At 57.9% G+C, this 21,437-nt stretch carries 17 protein-coding genes; 13 read left to right on the top strand and 4 right to left on the bottom strand.

Annotated elements, in window-relative coordinates; translation table 11 throughout:
• Window position 1: 1 nt before the first annotated feature.
• The 3 genes from ACR0NM_RS00085 to ACR0NM_RS00075 form a co-directional block, all read right to left on the bottom strand.
• On the bottom strand, window positions 2-2,404 hold the full coding sequence (locus tag ACR0NM_RS00085; RefSeq protein WP_480612653.1) for a GcvT family protein: 2,403 nt from the start codon (window positions 2,402-2,404) through the stop codon (window positions 2-4).
• Window positions 2,405-2,502: 98 nt separating this feature from the next.
• The gene (locus ACR0NM_RS00080; RefSeq protein ID WP_480612651.1) at window positions 2,503-3,132 is read right to left on the bottom strand and encodes a glutathione S-transferase family protein; all 630 of its coding nucleotides are present in this window, start codon (window positions 3,130-3,132) and stop codon (window positions 2,503-2,505) included.
• 93 nt (window positions 3,133-3,225) lie between these two features.
• A complete protein-coding gene (locus tag ACR0NM_RS00075; protein ID WP_170397645.1) occupies window positions 3,226-3,723 on the bottom strand; it encodes a class I SAM-dependent methyltransferase in 498 nt (165 codons plus the stop codon).
• A 228-nt stretch (window positions 3,724-3,951) separates the two neighbouring features.
• Between ACR0NM_RS00075 and ACR0NM_RS00070 the strand changes: the two genes are divergently transcribed.
• From ACR0NM_RS00070 to ACR0NM_RS00050, 5 genes are read left to right on the top strand one after another with little or no spacing between them, the layout of a single operon-like run.
• Entirely contained in the window at window positions 3,952-5,724 is a 1,773-nt protein-coding gene (locus tag ACR0NM_RS00070; RefSeq protein WP_170397648.1) for an ABC transporter ATP-binding protein, read from the top strand.
• Window positions 5,717-7,630 carry an ABC transporter substrate-binding protein gene (locus tag ACR0NM_RS00065; protein ID WP_170818128.1) on the top strand — a complete coding sequence of 638 codons (1,914 nt, stop codon included), beginning with the start codon at window positions 5,717-5,719 and terminating at the stop codon, window positions 7,628-7,630. The genes ACR0NM_RS00070 and ACR0NM_RS00065 overlap by 8 nt, the downstream gene beginning before the upstream one ends.
• Window positions 7,631-7,645: 15 nt before the next feature.
• The gene (locus ACR0NM_RS00060) at window positions 7,646-8,674 is read left to right on the top strand and encodes an ABC transporter permease (protein WP_170397654.1); all 1,029 of its coding nucleotides are present in this window, start codon (window positions 7,646-7,648) and stop codon (window positions 8,672-8,674) included.
• Entirely contained in the window at window positions 8,671-9,825 is a 1,155-nt protein-coding gene (locus ACR0NM_RS00055; RefSeq protein ID WP_170424449.1) for an ABC transporter permease, read from the top strand. The genes ACR0NM_RS00060 and ACR0NM_RS00055 overlap by 4 nt, the downstream gene beginning before the upstream one ends.
• Window positions 9,822-11,177, top strand: a complete 1,356-nt coding sequence (locus ACR0NM_RS00050) for a CoA transferase (RefSeq protein WP_170424451.1) — start codon at window positions 9,822-9,824, stop codon at window positions 11,175-11,177. The genes ACR0NM_RS00055 and ACR0NM_RS00050 overlap by 4 nt, the downstream gene beginning before the upstream one ends.
• A gap of 87 nt (window positions 11,178-11,264) precedes the next feature.
• On the opposite strand, the gene ACR0NM_RS00045 is transcribed toward ACR0NM_RS00050, so the two are convergent.
• Window positions 11,265-13,661: a mechanosensitive ion channel family protein gene (locus ACR0NM_RS00045; protein WP_480612649.1), complete on the bottom strand. Its 2,397-nt coding sequence runs from the start codon at window positions 13,659-13,661 to the stop codon at window positions 11,265-11,267.
• A gap of 382 nt (window positions 13,662-14,043) precedes the next feature.
• Between ACR0NM_RS00045 and ACR0NM_RS00040 the strand changes: the two genes are divergently transcribed.
• From ACR0NM_RS00040 to rpe, 8 genes are all read left to right on the top strand, one after another.
• Complete coding sequence (locus ACR0NM_RS00040; protein WP_170424455.1) at window positions 14,044-15,258, top strand: hypothetical protein; 1,215 nt, start codon at window positions 14,044-14,046, stop codon at window positions 15,256-15,258.
• On the top strand, window positions 15,255-16,502 hold the full coding sequence (locus ACR0NM_RS00035; protein WP_480612647.1) for a glycosyltransferase family 4 protein: 1,248 nt from the start codon (window positions 15,255-15,257) through the stop codon (window positions 16,500-16,502). Before ACR0NM_RS00040 ends, ACR0NM_RS00035 begins: the two co-directional genes overlap by 4 nt.
• Window positions 16,502-17,578 (top strand): glycosyltransferase family 4 protein, encoded by a 1,077-nt coding sequence (locus ACR0NM_RS00030; protein WP_480612645.1) that lies wholly within the window; start codon window positions 16,502-16,504, stop codon window positions 17,576-17,578. The genes ACR0NM_RS00035 and ACR0NM_RS00030 overlap by 1 nt, the downstream gene beginning before the upstream one ends.
• Window positions 17,575-18,153, top strand: a complete 579-nt coding sequence (locus ACR0NM_RS00025) for a histidine phosphatase family protein (RefSeq protein ID WP_170636477.1) — start codon at window positions 17,575-17,577, stop codon at window positions 18,151-18,153. The genes ACR0NM_RS00030 and ACR0NM_RS00025 overlap by 4 nt, the downstream gene beginning before the upstream one ends.
• Window positions 18,154-18,155: 2 nt before the next feature.
• Window positions 18,156-19,298 (top strand): glycosyltransferase family protein, encoded by a 1,143-nt coding sequence (locus ACR0NM_RS00020; RefSeq protein ID WP_480612643.1) that lies wholly within the window; start codon window positions 18,156-18,158, stop codon window positions 19,296-19,298.
• Window positions 19,295-20,047 carry a polysaccharide deacetylase family protein gene (locus ACR0NM_RS00015; protein WP_480612641.1) on the top strand — a complete coding sequence of 251 codons (753 nt, stop codon included), beginning with the start codon at window positions 19,295-19,297 and terminating at the stop codon, window positions 20,045-20,047. The genes ACR0NM_RS00020 and ACR0NM_RS00015 overlap by 4 nt, the downstream gene beginning before the upstream one ends.
• Before the next feature lie 19 nt (window positions 20,048-20,066).
• Complete coding sequence (locus tag ACR0NM_RS00010; RefSeq protein WP_170397683.1) at window positions 20,067-20,543, top strand: class I SAM-dependent methyltransferase; 477 nt, start codon at window positions 20,067-20,069, stop codon at window positions 20,541-20,543.
• A gap of 125 nt (window positions 20,544-20,668) precedes the next feature.
• Window positions 20,669-21,358, top strand: a complete 690-nt coding sequence (gene rpe / locus ACR0NM_RS00005; RefSeq protein WP_480612639.1) for a ribulose-phosphate 3-epimerase — start codon at window positions 20,669-20,671, stop codon at window positions 21,356-21,358.
• Window positions 21,359-21,437: the final 79 nt, after the last annotated feature.

Here is a 21,437-nt window from a genome sequence, read left to right as displayed (position 1 = left end):
GTCAACCTCGCATCGCTTTGCCAAGCGGGTCATAGGGCGACGGCGCAATCACGCGGGCCGGGCGTTCGACACCGACCACATGCACCGACAACTCGGTGCCTGGTTCAGCCTTGTCGCGGTCGACCAAAGCCATGGCCAGCGACTTGCCCGTGTAGTGGCCATAGCCACCCGAAGTCACAAATCCAACGCGCTCATCCCCAGCCCAGATCGGTTCATACCCACTGGCATCTGCGTCCAGCGCATCAACCTCAAGCGTCACTTGAACTTGCGCCGGACCGTTGCCATCGCGTTCAGCCAGCGCAGCCTCTTTGCCAACGAAATCCTTGTTCCAGTCGATCCAGCGATCCATTCCGGTCATGCCTGGCGTGTAAAGCTGAGTGAATTCTGCAGACCAGATACCAAAGCTCTTCTCAAGCCGCGTCGACAGCATCGCGTTGAATCCGCATTCGCGGATACCGTCCCCGGCCCCAGCCTCAAGCAGCATCCGGCGCAGTTTGATGTGGTCGCCATAGCGGCAGTTTATCTCATACCCTTTTTCGCCCGTCACCGACATACGCGCCACACGGGCACGCACCAGACCGATATCAAAGTCGCCGCAGCCCATGAATTTCAGGCCTGAGATATCCTGTTCTGCCAGTTTCTCGACCACAGCCTGCGATTTCGGCCCAACCACGGCAAAACCGCAATATTCCTCGCCCAGATCGCGGATATTCACGGCGTCCATCATGTGATCATTGAACCAGCGCATATGCCATGCGCGCAGATAATAGCTGCCCATGATCCACCAGGTCCCGTCGCCCCAGTTCAGCACGGTCAGATCACCCTTGAGGCGACCGTTTTCACCCAGCATTGGAGCCAGCTTGGCACGCCCCGGTGCAGGCAGTTTCGACGCCATGATCCTGTCCAGCCAAGCCTCGGCATTTGGCCCTGTGACCTCGAAGCGCGAAAAGCCCGAGATATCCAGTAGTCCCACGCCTTCGCGGATGGTTTTGCACTCCTCAGCTACGATGTCGTGCGCGTTCGAGCGTTTCAGCGTCGGCGTCTCTTCAAAGCCCTTGGGCGCAAAGTAAAGCGGTACTTCCAGATCCCAGCTGACGCCCCATTTGCACCCCGCCTCGGTCATTGCATCATGGGCTGGGGCCATCTTCAGCGGGCGACCTGCGGGCAGTTGCTCGTTCGGGTAGGTCATCACGAAACGACGGGAATAGAACTGACCGGTTGTTTCGCGGATGTAGCGTTTGTTCTGAGCGAAATCGCCATAGCGCGCCACGTCCATAGGCCATGCGTCGGCCTCAGGCTCGCCATGGATCATCCATTCGGCCAGTGTCTTACCAACGCCGCCACCCTGCAGGAATCCGGCCATCACAGCACAAGCTGACCAATAACCGCGCTTGCCTGGGACCGGACCGACCAGCGGGTTACCATCGGGTGAGAAGGTGAACGCGCCGTTCACCCATGTTTTGATGCCAACATTCTGGATCGACGGGTACCGTTCAAAGCCCAGCGTCAGCTCGTTCTCGATCCGGTCCAGCTGTTCCTGAAACAGCTCTTCGCCATAGTTCCATGGCGCGCCGTCCATGGCCCAGTGCTCGTGATCGACCTCGTAAATACCAACCAAAACGCCCTTCTGGTCCTGCCGCATATAGGTGAAACCTTCGAGGTCCACGGTCATCGGCATCTCGAAATCTGTCTCAGCCACCTCAGGCACCGTATCGGTGATCAGATAGTGGTGTTTCAGCGGCGAAACCGGCAGCTCCACTCCGGCCATGCGCCCCACCTGTTTGGCCCAGAGGCCAGCGGCGTTGACCACATGTTCACAAGTGATAGTGCCTTTGTCGGTCACAACTTCCCAACCATCCGCAGTCTGCGTCAGGCTTTCGACCTTGGTTTCTTCGTAGTATTCCGCGCCGCGTTTCTTGGCCGCTGTTGCATAAGCCTGAACCGTACCGGTTGTATCGATGTAACCTTCGCGATCCGCCCACATTGCGCCCAGCACGCCGTCGGTGGACATGATCGGGCAGCGTTTCTGCGCCTCCTCTGGCGACAACAACTCACAGTCGTCAATGCCGATGGACTGGAAAATGCGGTAGTTGGCCTGCAGCCACTCCCACCGTTCGGGCGTGCCTGCCAGCGTCAGTCCACCGGTCATGTGCAGGCCGATATTTTGGCCCGATTCTTTTTCGATCTCGCTGAGCAGATCGATCGTGTAGGCCTGAAGTGATGCCATGTTCGGATCGGCGTTCAACGCATGGATACCGCCCGCCGCGTGCCACGAAGACCCCGAGGCCAAACGCCGCCTTTCCAGCATGACCACATCTGACCAGCCAAACTTGGCGAGATGGTACAGAACCGAGGCGCCGACAACGCCGCCACCGATGACTACGACACGATACTGAGATTCCATCCTGCGCTCCCCTGCATGACTCGCAGAGGACGCTAGAGGCACTGTTCACTTCTGTCTAGACATTTCTGTACAGTTCGAGGGACAGCACCCGGATCAGCTTAAAGCCGGGCGCTCGGGCGTGTCTGAACGGCATCAAACCAGGCGCGTGTGGCCGTGTTCTCTTCTGGGATACGCATCTTGATGACACGTGCGAAATCGACAAACACAAATGTGGTGATATCGGCCAGTGAAAACATGTCACCCGCAACGAAACCGCTCACTTGCAGACGGGCCTCAAGCAAATCGAAGAAGGCACGCACCCGCTCAGCCCCCCGCTGCGCTAGTTCAGGGATTTGCGCGTGGCTTGCAGGCCCGGTAATCGCGCGATCTTTGAACGAAGGATGGGTGTTGCGCAATGTTTCCGCGATTGGTGCGCCACATTGTTGTTCGGCGATGGCATTCCACATCAGAATTTCGCCTTTTTCATCCGGCGTTTGCCCCATCAAGGCAGGTTCCGGAAAGCGCGCCTCGAGATAGGCGGCGATGCCAAGATTTTCTGTGAGCGTGGTACCTTCATCCGTAACAAGCACAGGAATCGTTGCACCGGGGTTCACGGTCCGGAAGGCATCACTAAACTGTTCACCCTTGGCGATTGAGATATGGCGGGTTTCAATCTCCAGCCCCTTTTCCGCAATAAACATCCGGGCACGGCGCGGGCTTGGCGCGGTTGAACAATCGTAGAACAGCATTTTTGACGGTCCCCTCCAAAGCTTCACGCCTCAGACGTTAGACCGGCCCGGTACTACAGCGCGAGTCGGATCACACAGTGACCCTACGGCAGATCAACGCCGGTAGATGAAACAACGTCCCTCCACCGCGCCTGCAGGCAGCGGCACTTCGGTCAGTGTTTCGAAATACATACGATCGCTGGAAACCATCAGTCCATCCCGCGCCAGAAGCGGTTCGATCAAAGGTGAGACGAGGCGGGCAAAAGCATCATTCTTTTGCCGGTTGTGTCCCCCAAGATCGGCATGGATCAGACTGGCTGACGCGCCAAATCGCGTAACCGAAGCAGGCAATGTTTCGCGCACATCACCGAGAATCACCAGATCATCGGGCGGTGTCGAATCGGGATGAGACGCAACGGCCCGTTCAAAAACATAAACAGGACGGTCCTGAATGTGCTTAACCATGTGGTGATATGTGCGCCCATTTCCCAATCCCAGCTCAAAAACCGGACCGGGCTGCCCCGTGGTCTGCGCGATGGCAAAGTCCAGACAAGCACGTTGCGAGACCATTCGGTCAATGAACAGATCCAATCGGCTTTGTTGCTCGGACACGGGGCACCTCTTTCAAAATCATTCGACACCAGTCGGGGGGCGATTGCGCCTTTGATGGCAAAAACTCAAGACTTTGTGTAGCCATACGGCCCGAGTTTCACGATTCCGCGACAATTCGGGTGAAGAAGGTGTTTGACTACGCCGCCCCAACCGCGCGAAACTGCTCAAAAAAGACAGGGAGTTCACAAAGCCGATGTTTTTTAGCGGCCAGACGGGTGGAAAACCCGCATGAGTGCGTTGTTGTCCGTTCGGGATCTCAGCATTGGCTTTGGCACGGGTCCATCCGTTGTCCAAGATGTCAGCTTCGAGGTCGAACCCGGGCAGACACTTGCATTGGTTGGAGAATCCGGTTCGGGCAAAACGATTTCCTGTCGCGCTGCACTGCGTATTCTGCCGCGTACCGCCCAGATCCGTAGCGGAACGATCACGCTGAACGATTCCAAAGGCACCGCTAATCTGATCGAACTGAGTGAAAGACAGATGCGCGGTATTCGCGGCAATCGGGTTTCTATGATTTTTCAGGAACCGATGCGATCTCTGTCACCGCTTCACAAAATCGGAAATCAGGTCAGCGAAGTTCTTTGGTTGCATCGCGGCGCATCCGATGCACAGGCCCGCAAAGAAGTTCTGACCCAGTTTGAGAGGGTTGGTTTCCCCGACCCTGCCCGCGCCTACGACAGCTATCCGTTCGAGCTGTCCGGCGGCATGCGCCAGCGTGCCATGATTGCCATGGCCATGGTGTCCAAGCCTGAATTGCTCATCGCGGACGAGCCGACAACAGCGCTGGATGTTACCACCCAAGCGCAGGTTCTTGGGCTGATCAAAGAGCTGCAGCGCGAGACCGGTATGGCGCTGATCCTTGTCACCCATGACCTGGGTGTAGTTGCTAACATGGCCGAGCGGGTGGTCGTCATGCACAAAGGCCGCGTGATGGAAGCTGGCCCGGCAGCACCAATTCTGAACGATCCGGCGCACCCCTATACGCAGCAGCTGTTCGACGCTGCGCCTGAGATACCCGATCAGGATGCCGTCGGCATACCGATGCCCGATGAGGACCTAATTCTGCAGATGACCGGGGTCTCAAAGACCTACACGATGCGATCGAGCAAAGGTTGGAAAGCCGACAAACTGATCCATGCCTGCCGGGGCGTAGATATGAAGCTGGCGCGCGGCAAGACGCTTGCAATCGTTGGCGAAAGCGGATCTGGCAAGACAACCGCCGCCAGAATCGCTCTGGGCGCTGAACTGCCCGACCCGGGCGGCGAAGTTCTGTTCAGAACAACAAGGGATTCCGAACCGATAACGGTTCACAGTATGACACGGACCGAACGCACCGCGTTTCAGCGCAAGGCGCAAATGGTGTTTCAGGATCCCTATAGCTCTCTTAGCCCCCGTATGCGCATTCAGGATGCCATGACCGAGCCGTTGGAGATACACCGCCTCGGCACCGTGGCAGAGCAGCGCGACAAAGCGGCCGCGATGTTGCAGCGGGTCGGGCTGAATGCCGATATGCTCAAACGCTATCCGCATGCGTTTTCTGGTGGACAACGACAGCGCCTATCTATCGCCCGCGCTATGATGCTGGACCCGGCGCTGATTGTTTGTGACGAGCCAACCTCGGCGCTGGATGTATCCGTTCAAGAGCAAATTTTAACCCTGCTCGAAGAACTGCAGGACAGTCTGAACCTGTCTTACCTGTTCATCTCGCATGATCTGGCCGTCGTCGCACGCATTGCCGACGAGGTCGCCGTCATGCGCCGGGGTCTTGTGGTGGAACAAGCCCCACCCGAAACTCTGTTCTACAATCCACGTCATCCCTATACCAAGGCACTGATTGCCGCCCAGCCGGAACCAGATATCAATCGCCCGATTGATCTGAAACTGGTTGCGTTAGGTGCCGGTTCTCCCGACAGTTGGGATGACGCCTTTCGATTTTCCGACTCCGTGATACCTTCTTTGGTAGAGTTGGAGCCCGGCCATAAGGTACGTTGCCATGTTTAAGACCACTCACCGATTGATTCTGGCCGCGTCGCTGGCCATCGCAGGAATGCTGCCCGCTGTGGCAGAAATTCCGTCTAATCTTCAGGAAAACGCGTTCTGGCAAACCGAGGTTGAAAGCGGCGACCTGCCACCGGTTGCTGAACGTATTCCGCAAGATCCGCTGATCGTGGACTTAGCCGCCAAAGGTCGCGAATTCGGCGTACCCGGCGGTACACTGCGCACGATGGTCACCCGGTCCAAAGACATTCGGCAAATGGTGGTCTATGGCTACGCAAGGCTTGTGGGCTTCGATCAGGATTACAACATCGTCCCGGATTTGCTGGCTTCTTTCGAAAACGAAGACAATCGCAAATTTACTTTGAACCTGCGACCCGGCCACAAATGGTCAAACGGATCCGCGTTCACATCCGAAGACTTCCGGTATTGGTGGGAGGATGTGGCCAACAACGAATTGCTCAGCCCTTCAGGCCCACCAGATTTCCTGCTGGTTGAAGGCAAAACACCCACCGTCACCTTCCCCGACGAAACAACAGTTGTATTCGAATGGGATGACCCCAACCCGAATTTCCTGCAATCACTTGCTCAGGCGCGGCCGCCCTTTATCTATCGACCGTCTGAGTTCCTTAAGCAGTATCACGAGAAGTTTGCAGACCCCGAAGAACTGGCATTCAAGGTCGAAGATGCGCGGGTAAAAAGCTGGGCGGCGCTGCATAACAAGTTGGACAATCTATATAAGTACGACAATCATGAACTGCCGACGTTGCAGCCATGGCTCAACGCAAGTTCGGGCAAGAAAATCCGGCACAACTTTGTCCGTAACCCTTATTACCATCGGGTGGATTCAAATGGGGTTCAGCTGCCCTATATCGACGTAGTCGAAATGGAAATCGTCGCACCGGGTTTGGTTGCGGCCAAAGCAAATGCGGGTGAAACTGACTTGCAAGGTCGCGGATTGGCATTCCGCGATGCCTCGATCTTGAAAAAGGGCGAGGCTGAAGGTGGATACAAGACGCTTCTGTGGAAAACAGGCGTCGCGTCGCAGATCGCGATTTATCCCAATTTGAATTACACTGACGATGCATGGCGCGAGGTTCTGCGCGATGTACGTGTACGCAGGGCACTGTCGCTCGCCATTGATCGCAAGACGATCAATCAGGCGCTCTATTTCAAGCTGGCCCAACCCGGCGCGATGTCGGTTCTGCCCGCATCGCCCTTCTACGACGAAGCGAATGCGCAGGCTTGGGCACAGTATGACATCGACAAGGCGAATGCTCTGCTTGATGAGGCTGGGCTGACCGAGCGTGACAAAGATGGTATCCGATTGTTGCCCGACGGGCGTCCGATGGAGCTGATCATCGAAACCGCAGGTGAGCGGCAAGAGGTTGAAAATGCCCTGCAGATCGTCACGGATACCTGGCGTGAGATCGGAGTCGAACTGGTCATGCGACCATTGGATCGAGACATTCTGCGCAACCGGGTCTTCTCGGGCAATACAATGGCGTCGGTCTGGTTCGGCTGGGATGACGGCATTCCGCAAAGCCACACATCGCCGGCCTATCTCGCCCCGACCGATCAGGTCTTTCTGGCATGGCCTAAATGGGGCCAATACTATCAGACAAATGGAGGGTCGGGCGAACCACCAGACATGCCCGAGGCCGAACTTCTCATGAAGCTTGCCCACGATTGGGAAATCGCCTCCACGGATGAAGAACGCGGCGCAGTCTGGTCTGAGATGCTGAAAATTCACGCCGACCAGCTTTATGCGATCGGCATCCTGAACGGCGCACCGCAGCCTATTGTCGTGTCGAACCGCCTGCGCAATGTGCCTGAGCAGGCCATGTGGGCATGGGAACCCGGCGCACATTTCGGCATTCACCGTCCCGACGAGTTCTTCTTCGCCGACTAATTCAGGAGCAGCTAAATGGTCATGCTGCGCTACGCGGTGTATCGCTTTTTCACGATGCTGCTGACATTGCTGGTGGTGTCGGTTCTGATTTTCGTGATCATCAACCTGCCCCCCGGCGACTATCTCAGCAACCAGATCGCCGAACTGCAGGCTTCAGGACAGTCCGCCGGTGTCGCCAAGGCCGAGTTTCTGCGCAAGGAATACTCATTGGACCGGTCGTTGCCCGAGCAGTACCTGATCTGGATGGGCTTCTGGCCCGGACCGCATGGGTTCGAGGGCCTGTTACAGGGCAATTATGGCTGGTCCTTCGAATTCGACCGCCCCGTGCGCGAGATCGTGGGCGATACGCTGTGGTTGACGGTTGTGGTCAATCTGGCCGCCATTCTATTCGTCTATGCCGTTGCTCTGCCATTGGGGGTCATCGCTGCGGCCAGATCACGGACGTGGATTGACTATACCTCGGCCTTTGTAGGCTATCTGGGTCTTGCGACCCCGAACTTCCTGTTGGCGCTGATCCTGTTCTACTATGGCCATCGCTATTTCAACCTGCCCATCGGCGGACTGATGGACCCTTCCTTTGAGGGACAACCGATGAGTTGGGACAAGTTGAAATCCATCCTTGTCCACCTGATCGTTCCGACCTTCGTCATCGGAACCTCGGGTGCTTCGGCCATGATGCAGCGCCTGCGCGCCAATATGCTGGATGAACTAGGGAAACCTTATGTCGAAACAGCAATCGCCAAGGGCATGTCCCCATCGCGGATGCTGACGAAATACCCATTGCGCGTGGCCTTCAACCCGTTTGTCGCCGACATTGGAAACCTGCTGCCCTCGATGGTTTCCGGGTCGGTTTTGGTCTCGGTAGTTCTGGGTCTGCAAACAATCGGCCCGACCCTGCTGACTGCCTTGAAAACGCAGGACCAGTTCCTGTCGGCCTTCATTCTTATGTTCGTGGCTCTGCTGACGCTGATCGGCACCATGATTTCCGATATCCTGCTGGTCATGCTTGATCCGCGCATTCGTTACGAGGGGCGCGAAGCATGACCGATAAACCCGATGGTCGCTATGTCGACGACGCGCCATTTGACCCGCAGGCCTCTATTCAGCAGCTTGAGCGCGCAGATCTCGATGCCCCTAATTGGGTGCTGGTCTGGCGCAAGTTCAGGACCCACAAGCTGGGTCTGATTTCTGGCCTCTTCTTGCTGCTCTGTTACTTGATGCTGCCTTTTGCGGGCTTTATTGCCCCCTACGGCCCCAATGACCGGAACGGAGAGCACCTGTATGCTCCACCCCAGTCGGTCAACTGGTTTCATGAGGGGAAGTTCATCGGCCCCTACGTTTATCCAATAGTTGCAGAGGCAGACCTTGAAACTTTCCAGTGGAAATTCGTCGCTGACACGGAAGACCCGCGCCCAATCCAGTTCTTCTGCGAAGGGTCAGAATACAAACTCGCAGGCTTGATCAAATCCGATACGCACCTGTTTTGCGCACCCGAAGGGGCCACGCTGTTTCTGTGGGGCTCGGACCGTCTGGGCCGCGATGTATTCAGCCGCATCCTATATGGCGCGCAACTGTCGCTGACAGTGGGCCTGATCGGCATTTCGGTATCCTTCTTCCTCGGCATCCTGTTCGGATCAATGGCCGGGTATTTCGGAGGGCGCATCGACTGGACCATCAACCGTGTGATCGAAATCCTGCGCTCGCTGCCGGAACTTCCCCTCTGGCTGGCCTTATCCGCCGCGGTGCCATCAAATTGGAGCCCGGTCGCGGTATTCTTCATCATCTCGATCATCCTCGGTATTCTCGATTGGCCAGGCCTTGCCCGATCTGTCCGCGCAAAATTCCTGTCTCTCAGAGAAGAGGAATACGTACGTGCGGCCGAGATGATGGGCGCAAGTTCGGGTCGTGTGATCCGGAAGCACCTGCTACCCAATTTCATGTCGCATTTGATTGCCTCGGCCACGCTTTCAATCCCTGCGATGATCCTGGGCGAAACCGCCCTCAGCTTCCTTGGCCTTGGACTGCGGGCCCCGGCGGTCAGTTGGGGCGTGATGCTGAACGATGCGCAGAACCTCGCCTCAATCGAAATCTATCCATGGACCGCGATCCCGATGCTGCCAATCATCGTCGTCGTGCTGGCCTTCAACTTCCTTGGCGACGGGTTGCGCGACAGCCTTGATCCCTATCAGCAATGAGCTTGCTGTCCGCCCTCCCCTCAACTGACACCTACAGGGTCAATGGGGCGGGTGCGCGGCCCAGCGCCTTTGCGGTCTCGGAACTGGCGACGGCCAGTTTTGCGGCAGTCGGGCAGGAGCTGTCGCGCCTTGTGACAGCCTTGAACCTGGCGCCTACACCTCCGGAGGTGACCGTAGATCATCGACTGGCCTCCTTGTGGTACGGCTTTTCCTTCAAACCCGAAGGGTGGGATATGCCCAGCCTTTGGGACGCGATTGCTGGCGACTATCAGGCCTCTGATGGGTGGATCAGGCTGCACACCAACCTGCCCAGTCATCGCGCCGCCGCCCTGAACGTTTTGCAAGTCGCGCCGGACCGTGCGCTGGTATCGCGCGCAGTTCGGGATTGGAGCATCTCTGAACTGGAAGCTGCGATTGTCGCCGAGGGCGGCGTCGCTGCCGCAATGCGCAGCCGCTCTGAGTGGCATGACCATCCGCAAGGACGCATATTGGCCCGCGAGCCGTTGATCGGATGGCAGGGGCCACGCAATATTCAACTACGTGATCGGCCTCAGGCGACTGCCGCGCGACCTCTTTCTGGGCTGCGTGTGCTCGATCTGACCCGCATTCTGGCCGGGCCAGTCTCGACACGAACACTTGCGGGTTTTGGCGCCGAGGTCCTGAGGATCGATCCACCCGGCTGGGATGAACCTGGCGTCATTCCTGACATTTCTCTCGGCAAGCACTGCGCCTATCTGAACCTGAAATCACCCGATGGAAAATTAAAACTGCAAGAGCTGCTGGCCCAAGCGGACATATTTGTCCACGGGTATCGGCCCGGCGCTTTGGACGCACTCGGTCTGGGCAAAAACACGCGGGATCAGCTTGCCCCCAACAGGGTTGAAGTCACGCTCGACGCTTATGGCTGGCAAGGACCATGGGCAGCGCGCCGCGGTTTTGACAGCCTTGTACAGATGAGTTCCGGAATCGCACATGCAGGGATGGGTTGGGCGGGGGTCGACAAGCCAACTCCGTTGCCTGTTCAGGCACTGGATCACGCAACTGGCTACTTGATGGCAGCCGCCCTGCTCTCGGCGCTCGCCGAAGCCGCATCCGGTCAGGCCGTCATGGATGCCCGGCTCTCGCTGGCGCGCACCGCCGAATTGCTGGCCACCCTCGCCAAGAGCGAGCCCGGTGACGAAATTACCGAGTCGCTGCCTGTCGATTATGCGGATGCGCTCGAACCTTCCGGGTGGGGGCCCGGCTATCGATTGAAGCCGGCGCTAACCGTTGGATCCGCAAAGATGCACTGGGCTTTGCCTGCGTCCAAACTGGGAACTTCGCAGCCCACTTGGCCGTCACTTACCGCTTAAAGCTGCCGCCGCGCGGGACGCGCGGCCCGGCCCAACGCTTTGGTTGACGTCTCGCCAGAGACGCAAACCAAAGGGGCGGGAGCCCTCCTAGCGATCATCACCACCGCCGGGGCCGATATCGTCCAGATAGTCTTCGTCAATCGCGGCCTGAACGGCCCCTGTGACAGCCTCGCGTTGTTTGGGAGTCAGGTCCTCGGCCTCTTTGTCATCCGCCAGTCGCACGGTGACTTCCCGATGCGCAAACCGGATGCCTTCACGGGCAAACAGCTCACGAATATCCTGATAGACTTTCTTGCGCACCAGCCACTGATCGCCCGGCTTGGTCATAAATTTGACCCGGATAATCATCGCAGAATCCTGCATTTCGATCACACCCTGCGATTTCAGCGGCTGGATGAAGTTATCACCAATCACCGGATCGCTCAGCAGCTCTTGACCCAGCTTCTTGATCAGCTTCCGCACTTTTTCGACATCGGTGTCATAGGTCACCCGCAACGGCAGCTTCATGATAACCCAGTCGCGGGAATAGTTTGTCAGAACCTTGATCTCTCCAAACGGGATCGTGTTGAGCGCACCAAGGTGGTGGCGCAGTTGGAAGGACCGGACCGATATCTTTTCGACCGTCCCCTTTACATCACCGATGTCGATGTATTCACCCTTGCGGAAAGCATCATCCATCAGGAAGAACGCACCCGAGAAGATGTCGCGGACCAAGGTTTGCGACCCGAAACCAACGGCCAGACCCACAACACCTGCACCGGCAAACAGCGGGCTGACATTAATCCCCAGTTCCATCAATACAATCAGCGCGATGGTCACAACGACCACAGCCAGAATGGCCCCGCGGAACAGAGGCAACAAAGTTGCAAGACGGCTCTGCCCACCTTCGCCTCCTTCGTCGCCCAGCTCGGCTTCAGCACCGCCGTCATCCGTCTCTTCCGCGATCTTGCTATCGATCCAGACGCGGAAGAAGTGAAACAGAATGTAACCCATAAACAGGATCACCATCACATCCAGTGCCCGCTCGATCGGCAAGTCATCCGACCAATTGGCCTGCGGGTTCCAGATCACTACCAGCGCATAGAGACCCACCACAAAGGCCAGAATGCCTGCCACACGACGGGCAAGGTCTTCGTACGTCAGAATGGCGTGTTTGCGCTTTTCGGCCTGCGGCGTATCAGCCACCAGCTCATCCTCGATCTGCTCAGCCGCTTCTGCGTCGGCATTCATCACCTCAATTCTGCGATTGCGATCAAAATACCTTTCAAGCAGATAGTTCATCGCGCCGTAGGCCACGACAACGGACATAAAGATGGCATAGCTGCTGGCCACGATCGGGATCGAATCCTGAACCTCAAGCACCAGATCAACGGCCAGTTTGAACCAGCTGAACACCATATAAAGCACCAGAACCGGCGCCCAGGCGAAAGAGATGAACTTCAGTATCCAAGACACCTGATCCGGAGCACGCCCGCCACGAATAGCGTTCGAGATCGCGCGTGCATTGAACAGGATCATCAGTATGTTGCCCAGCGCCCCGATCAGCGTCAGGCTACCATAGACCATGGCATATACGTTATAGTTCAGCCCAAAATCCGCGACCCATGTCGAGAACAGAACAACCGAGATGTCATAGGTCGCCAGTGCTGACGCCCAAACATACAGGCGCTTGGCGTCCCGGTCTGAAAAAGGCGGCAAGCGATACTGGCTGAGGTAAGGCGACAGAACCATCCGCCACAAGTCCGAGACGGTGCGCGAGAGGAAGAATGCGGTAAAGATTGCGGTAACGGTAAACTGGATTGATATGTCTTCCGCTTCACCAAAGAACAGATAGCCAACGATCAGCGCCATGAGCATGGCAAAGATCGTTCCGCCAATGCCCATCACGAAACGATACACAAGGAAAGGCATCTTTTCACGATAGCCGACCGGGTTTTCCTTGATGCGCGCAACCACCAAACGCTTCGCGATGCGCTTGCCGTAGATTTCGATCGACAACCAACGCCCCAGCAAAAGGAACAACACGTTCAGGACCAACACCTCGACATAGGTCTGGATCCGCCCGTCCGGACTGGTCTGTCTGAGGATGTATTGCACCTCAAAGACCGAATAGGGCAGCGCCTCCATCCGCGAGCGCACGGAATCCCGGAACTTTGAGAACCGCTCTTGCGCCTTCATCAGCTGAGAACCCTCAGCCATGTGATCAATGCTATCTGCCTCGGGCGTCGCGTCACCGCTATTGCCTGCTGCCGATACAACCTGCCCGGCGCTGTCGATTACGATTACGCTTGCGCCCGCCTCGGAAGCGGATCGAATGGCCGCCGCCAGATCGCTGTCAGCGGCAGAGCTTGAAGAACTGGCTTCATCGCTTGATCCTATTGGGTATCCCGGAATAAGCGAAGTTTGCGCAACCGCGTCGGTTGCACTGGCCAGCATCGCCGCCCAAATCACCAAAATCAGCCCGGCCAGAACATTCATTTTCATCGTATATCGCATCCAATTCGTAGCTGCGTCCAAGACTATAGAACCTCAGAAGGCTGTTCAAATCATCCGCACACGCGGTGTCAACATCGTGAGAGCCCGTGTTCCTGACGCAATGGATGGGATAAAGTGTTTCCAAGACAACAAAAATTGAATATGACCACCTAAGGCGTCCAGCCTCCGAATTGGCTTGTGCATGAAGAACCATCGGCCTGCATATCGCAAGGTGCGCCTGTTGCCGGCGGTGGCATTATGCTGTTGCCAATTCGCAATGTTTGGCGCATTTGGACGGCGGAATCTGTGCCTTTGGCAAGAAGGTCTGGCAGAATTACGATAATCAGGTGCAGACGCGCGGAGTTGCACCGGAACCGAAACAGGCGAAGGCATGAGCCTAGGGATCAAAAACGAAAATCACGGCCGCGCACCGCGCATCCTGCTATATAGTCACGACACGTTCGGCCTGGGTCACCTGCGCCGGTCACGCGCGTTGGCTGCGGCCATAACACAAGCCGATCAACGCGCTTCGGCCCTCATATTGACCGGTTCACCCATTGCCGGACGGTTTACTTTTCCGCGTCGCGTTGACCATGTCCGTCTACCCGGGGTCACCAAACGCGCCGACGGCTCGTATGCTTCGCAGACCATCGGCATGGGCATCGATGATGTGACCGAGTTGCGCGCAAGCCTGATCCAGACATCTGTCGAACAGTTCGACCCCGATGTGCTGATCGTCGACAAAGAGCCTACCGGTTTTCGCGGTGAGCTGCTGCCGACGCTTGAGTATCTTGAAAACTCCTGCTCAACCAAATTGGTTCTGGGCCTGCGCGACGTTCTGGATGAGCCCGAAGTACTGGCCGCCGAATGGGAGCGTAAGGACGCGATCTCGGCGACTGAACGATTCTATGATGAGATCTGGGTATATGGGTTGCGATCGGTCTACGATCCTACACAAGGCCTTCCCCTCAGCCCGGCGACGCAACAGCGCATTCATTGGACAGGGTATCTACGTCGCGATCTTGGGCCGGTTGGTGAGCCACCAGAACAACCGTATATCCTGATCACCCCTGGTGGTGGCGGCGATGGCAAGGCGATGGTCAATTTGGTGCTGTCCGCATATGAAAAAGACCCGGATCTGTCACCCCGCGCTGTACTGGTCTATGGGCCCTTCCTGTCAGGCGAACTACGCGAAGATTTTGAAACCCGTGTCGCCGCCCTAAATGGCCGTGTGACCGCTGTTGGCTTTGAATCGCAGATCGAAACGCTGTTCGCGGGCGCTGCCGGTGTGGTCTGCATGGGCGGGTACAATACCTTCTGCGAGGTTTTGTCCTTCGACAAACGCGCCGTCATTGTTCCGCGCACGACGCCGCGGTTGGAGCAATGGATTCGTGCCTCGCGCGCCGAGGATCTGGGTCTGGTACGCATGCTGGATGAAAACCGTGACGGTCTGACAGCGGATGCAATGATCCGCGCGATCCGCGCCTTGCCCCATCAGCCGCTGCCTTCGCAGGCCATTCGCGCAGGGCTGTTGGACGGGCTAAGCTACGTCACTCATCGCATAAACGCGCTGCTAGGCGCGGAACAAGAGCGCGCCACCGGATGACGCGCGAACCCCCCAAGCTGGCGGTGCTAGTCAAAGGCTGGCCGCGCCTGTCCGAGACGTTCATCGCGCAAGAATTGGTGGCCTTGCAGGAGGCAGGGCACAGCTTCGATATCTGGTCGTTGCGCCACCCGACCGATACCAAGCGCCATCCTCTGCACGATCGCTTCAAGGGGCAGGTGCATTACCTGCCGGAATACCTTTATGAAGAGCCTGAGCGGCTGGCGACTGCGCGAGACATTGCAGCTCGTCTGCCCGGATACGCGAAAGCTTACCAGGTCTGGCGGCAAGACCTTCGCCGAGACCCGACTCACAACCGAATTCGCCGGTTTGGCCAGGCTTGCGTGTTGGCCGCAGAGCTGCCCGATCAAACGCAGGCGCTATACGCGCATTTCATGCACACACCGTCTTCGGTCGCCCGCTATGCGTCTATCATGCGCGGCCTGCCCTGGAGTTTTTCGGCGCATGCCAAAGATATCTGGACCTCACCAGACTGGGAAAAGCGGGAAAAGCTGCAACTGGCCTCTCACGGCGCCATCTTCGGGGCAACCTGTACTGCCATTGGTGCCGCACATCTGCGCGAACTGGCTGATGATCCTGCGCGGGTAGAACTGATCTATCATGGGCTGGACCTGTCGCGGTTTCCTGCACCTCCCCAGCAGTGTTCGCGTGCAGAGGATGCACCCTTTCACATGCTGTCAGTCGGGCGTCTTGTCGAAAAGAAGGGCTTTGACCGGCTTCTCAAAGCTTTCGCGCTACTCCCCAGATCGCTGAATTGGCATTGGACCCATATCGGCGGCGGAAATCTGGGCGATGAGTTGAGCGCACAAGCCGATGCCGCAGGGATTTCCGATCGGATCACGTGGATGGGGGCTTGCGATCAACCGGAAGTCATTGCCGAGATGCGCCGCTCTGATCTGTTTGTCCTGCCCAGCAGAATTGCTGCCGACGGCGACCGCGATGGTTTACCCAATGTTTTGATGGAAGCCGCGTCCCAGCGCCTCCCGATCCTGTCAACGCCGGTGTCAGCCATCCCGGAGTTCATTGAATCCGGTATTCACGGTCAGTTGTCAGCAGATGACCCGACCTCTCTTGCCTCGGCTATTGCGGATCTCGCCCGGAACCCGACCAGAACGGCCGAGATGGCTGAGGCCGCGTATAACCGGTTGATCGCCGACTTCCGGATGGACCCGGGCATACGTCGCTTGTCCGAGCGGCTCAGCGCCTTGTGCGCGGACGAGCCCTGATGGCGCGGGTGGCTTTCTATGCACCGATGAAGTCCCCCGACAGTCCCAAGCCCTCGGGTGATCGCGAAATGGCCCGCAACCTGATGCAGGCCCTCGGCGCTCAGGGAGACATTGTTGAGCTGGCCTCGCAATTGCGGATTTACGACAAGGCAGGCGACCGGGCACTTCAGGACGAATTACGTCGCAAAGCAACGACCGAGGCTGCACGACTGGCTGAGGAACTGCCCTCTGACACGAACCTGTGGGTGACTTATCACAACTACTATAAGGCCCCCGATCTGCTCGGCCCGGCCGTGAGCCGCGCAAGAGACATCCCGTATGTGCAGCTGGAAAGTACCCGCGCCACCAGCCGGCTTGCAGGCCCATGGGCTGATTTTGCGCAAGCGGCGCATGACGCGTGCGACAGCGCGCAGGTGATTTTCTACCACACTGCCAACGACCTGATCACGTTAGAACGGGAAAGGTTCGGTACGCAGGCGTTGGTGGAACTGCCTCCGTTTCTTCCCATCACGGAATTGCCCCCTGTTTCGACCCGTGATGGGCCGATGCTGACCGTGGGCATGATGCGGCCGGGGGACAAGCTGGCCTCGTACGCCATTCTGGCCGACACGCTGGAACATCTGACAGGGGATTGGGCGTTGGACGTGGTAGGCGATGGCCCGGCCCGATTGGAAGTCGAGGCGCTGATGGCGCGGTTCGGACCTCGTGTCCGGTTTCTGGGTCAGCTGGATCGGGACACGTTGAAGGTCCAGTACCGCCAGGCGTCCTTGTTCGTTTGGCCCGGGGTCAACGAAGCCTATGGAATGGTCTATCTTGAGGCCCAGGCCTGCGGCGTTCCCGTCGCAGCACAAGATCGCCCCGGTGTTCGTGATGTGCTGATGCCTTCGGATCATCCCGGCGTCGGATCGGGTGCCAAAGGGTTGGCCGCGCGTATACAGAGGTTTCTGGACCATCCCGACCTGAGCCAGTCTGAGGGCAATCGGGCCCGCGCCTATGTCGCGCACCGCCATCTGATGCCATCCGCCACCGAGCGGTTCTGGACCACTGTGCGCCCATTGTTGGAGAAAAACCGATGACCCGTCTCGCCCTTCTGCGCCATGGACACACGGATTGGAATCGCGCGGGTCGCATTCAGGGGCGCAGCGACATCCCGTTGGATGCCGACGCGCGGGCTGAACTTGCGGGGTATTGCCTGCCATCGCCGTGGAACGCAGCATCAATCTGGTCCAGCCCGCTAAGCCGCGCGTCTGAAACAGCGCAGTTGGTATCGGATAAAGCGCCCAAAACATCTCAGGCGCTGACCGAGATGAATTGGGGCGATTGGGAGGGACGGCGCGGTGCCGAACTGATCGAAATCCCCGACAGCGGTTATCGCCACATCGAAGACTGGGGCTGGGATTATCGGCCACCGGGCGGTGAAAGCCCGGCTGAATTATGGGCAAGGCTTAATCCATGGTTGACCGAGTTGCAGGGAGACAATCTTGCTGTCTGCCACATCGGAATCATGAGGGTAATATTGGCCAAGGCCTGGGGCTGGAACTTTTCCGGTCCCGCGCCGTTTAAGATCAAGCGCAACAGACTGTTTATCGTAGACCTGGACGAAATGCGGCCTGAACCCGAACCGGTTCGATTGATTGCGCGTGAGGCTTGACCATGAAGGTGATGATCGTTGTTACCCATTTGCTAGGGACCGGACACCTTAGCCGGGCCCTCACATTGGGGCGCGCATTCGCCGAACAGGACCACGAGGTATTTGTGGTCTCGGGTGGCCTGCCTGCGCCTCAGCTTGACACACGTGGATTATCATTACTGAATTTACCGCCGCTGCGGTCTGATGGCACCGATTTCACCCGCCTGCTTGATCAGAATGGCGCTGTGGCCGACTTGGCCTACTTCGCTGCGCGCACAAACGCCCTGACGCAGGCGGTAAGCAGCTTCGGGCCGCAGGTTCTGATCACCGAGCTTTATCCGTTCGGGCGGCGCTCTTTGGCCGCGGAGTTCAAATCTGCGTTGAAAGCCGCACGAGACCTACCTCGGCCACCCGTCATCCTTGGTTCGATCCGTGACATTCTTGCGCCGCCATCGAAGCCCGCAAAGGTAACCCAAACGGATGAGGTTATCGCAGAGTTTTACGACGGCGTTCTGGTCCATTCCGACCCCAAGATCACCAAGCTGGAGGTCAGTTGGCCTGTCTCGGCTCAACTGGCATCGCGCCTTCATTACACCGGTTTCGTCGCCCCAAGTGCTGCGCCCAGCCATCCGGATGGCATAGGCCAAGGCGAGATATTGGTCAGCGCGGGTGGCGGGTCGGTCGGCCAGCCGATCTTTCAAGTGGCCATCGAGGCCGCCCAAAAGATGCCCAACAGGCGCTGGCGATTGTTGGTGGGCGGGCAGGATGCAGAAGCACGGATTTCCCAGCTTTCGCAAATGACCCAGAGTACCTCGGTTCTTCTTGAATCCGTCCGCCCTGATTTTCGCCAAATGCTGCCGCTAGCCGCCGCCTCGGTCAGCATGTGCGGTTACAACACGGCCATGGACCTGCTGCAAAGCGGTACCCCGGCGGTTCTGATACCGTTCGATGATGGAAAAGAGGTTGAACAGACTTTGCGCGCGAGATCTCTGTCTCAGTTGAACGGGATCAAGGTGCTTAACAGTTCTGACCTGAACGCGGACTCACTGGCGAATGCGCTTGAGCATGTCATTTCGGGTGCTGAACGCCTCCCTATGACCAACGGGTTTGATGGTGCACGCCGGTCGGTGGAAATTGCAGTGAGCTTGTACGAGGCCAGCCGATGAGGCCTGATTGGCGCCCCTTGCAGTCAGAGTTGCGGCGCTGGCAGGATGCAGGATTGACCCTGCCCTTGTGGTGGCGTGATGACGATGCAGTTGCAGTGACACCACAGATAGAAAAGCTATCGGCCATGTCAGACGAGCTCGGCCTGCCAGTCCATCTGGCGGTAATCCCGCGTGAGGCGCAGACGGCGCTGGCAGAGTATGTGTCGGATCAGTCTGTTTTGATCCCGGTTGTGCATGGCTGGGCGCATCAGAACCACGCGCCTGCGGACGAGAAGAAAGCCGAATTTCGCCTGCACCGGCCCCTTGAAGCGGTAGTTGCAGATGCCGAGGCTGGATTGTACCGGTTGCGAGAATTGTTTGGTGCGCACCTGCGACCGATGTTTGTTCCGCCATGGAACCGGATCGACTCCAAAGTCGCCATGCAGCTTCACGGGCTGGGCTATCGGATACTGTCGACGGCGACCCCCCGAAAGATACCGCTCGCAGCGCCCGGCCTCGCGCAGATAAACACACATCTCGATCCAATCGACTGGCGCGGGACGCGCGGTTTAATCGACCCTGACAGACTGATCGCACAGACAGTTGAGCTGCTGCATGACCGACGCACCGGTCGCGCAGACAATGCCGAAGCATTTGGGGTGTTGACGCATCATCTGGTCCATGATCAGGACATCTGGACGTTTACACAGGATCTGTTGCACAGGCTGCTTGATGGACCGGGCACACCCTGGACCGCACCACGCAACTGAACTCGCAAGGAGAGCCCGAATGAGCCGACTGGATTCCATGCTGCGCCGCCTGACGGCGCAACGCGATGGGCTAAACTGGGCCGCCGCACAGATCGGCACCATGGAAGGGGACGTTCTGGACCTGGGGCTAGGTAACGGACGTACCTATGATCATCTGCGAGAGATCCTGCCCTCTCGGCGTATATGGGTGATGGATCGCGTCTTGCAGTGTCATCCCGACAGCACGCCACCGGCACAGGATTTCCTGCAGGGTGAGGCCGAGCCGATGTTGCGTAAACTGGCGGACGCAGGCCAAACAATCGCGCTGGCGCACTACGATTTCGGCCGCGGGATCAAGTCCGAAGATGTTGCGGAAGCGGCGCGCCTCAGCCCTCTGATCAAACAGGTCATGCGACCCGGTGGGTTGTTGATTTCAGGGCAACCGTTGACGGGTTTTGCTCAGATTGAAGGCCCCGAGACCATCGCGCCAGATCGATATCTTTTCTATCGCGCCTGAGCAGGCTTTGAACTGGCGGGTTTGTATATTGAATCTATCGATCAGATTCACCGCAGTCAGGCCTATGCATTGACGCGAGTCGAGGGTATACGCCACCGCAACAGCACACCCACATGAGGCCAGTCATGAGCTTTGACCGTTCCATCAAGATCGCTCCCTCGATCCTGTCAGCCGATTTCGCAAATTTCGGACAGGAGATTCAGGCCATCGAAGCGCAAGGGGCGGATTGGGTTCATGTAGACGTGATGGACGGCCACTTTGTCCCAAACCTCACTTTTGGTCCCCCAGCGGTCAAAGCGTTTCGCCCACATGTTAAGACCGTCATGGATGTGCATTTGATGATCACTCCGGTCGATCCTTATATTCAAGCCTATGCCGATGCGGGCGCTGATGTGCTGACCGCGCACGTCGAAGCGGGGCCGCATACGCACCGCACGCTGCAGGCGATACGCGCTGCGGGAATGAAAGCAGGGATCGCGTTGAATCCCGGGACGCCCGCCGAGGCCGTCGAACATCTGTTGGACCTGACTGATCTGGTGTGCGTCATGACCGTCAACCCCGGCTTTGGGGGGCAAAAATTCATCGACATGACCGCAAAAGTGCAACGTTTGCGCGAGATGATCGGCGACCGACCGGTGCATATCGAAATCGACGGCGGTGTTGATCCCAAAACAGCGCCTCTGGTGGCCGCTGCAGGCGCTGACGTGTTGGTCGCCGGATCAGCAGTTTTTAAAGGCGGGTCAGTGTCAAACCCGTCGGTCTATGGCGACAATATTCGCGCTGTGCGGACTGCTGCCGAAGGTGCACTGGGTTAACCACAAACCTTCCCGTCAGTCGTCGACGTTTCTTACGAAACGCCTCCTCCTGTTGGGCCCGGCATCGCGCTTTACGCGA

It is taken from the genome of Ruegeria sp. AF2 (assembly GCF_056542025.1).
This window is presented reverse-complemented; position numbering and strand designations above follow the sequence as displayed.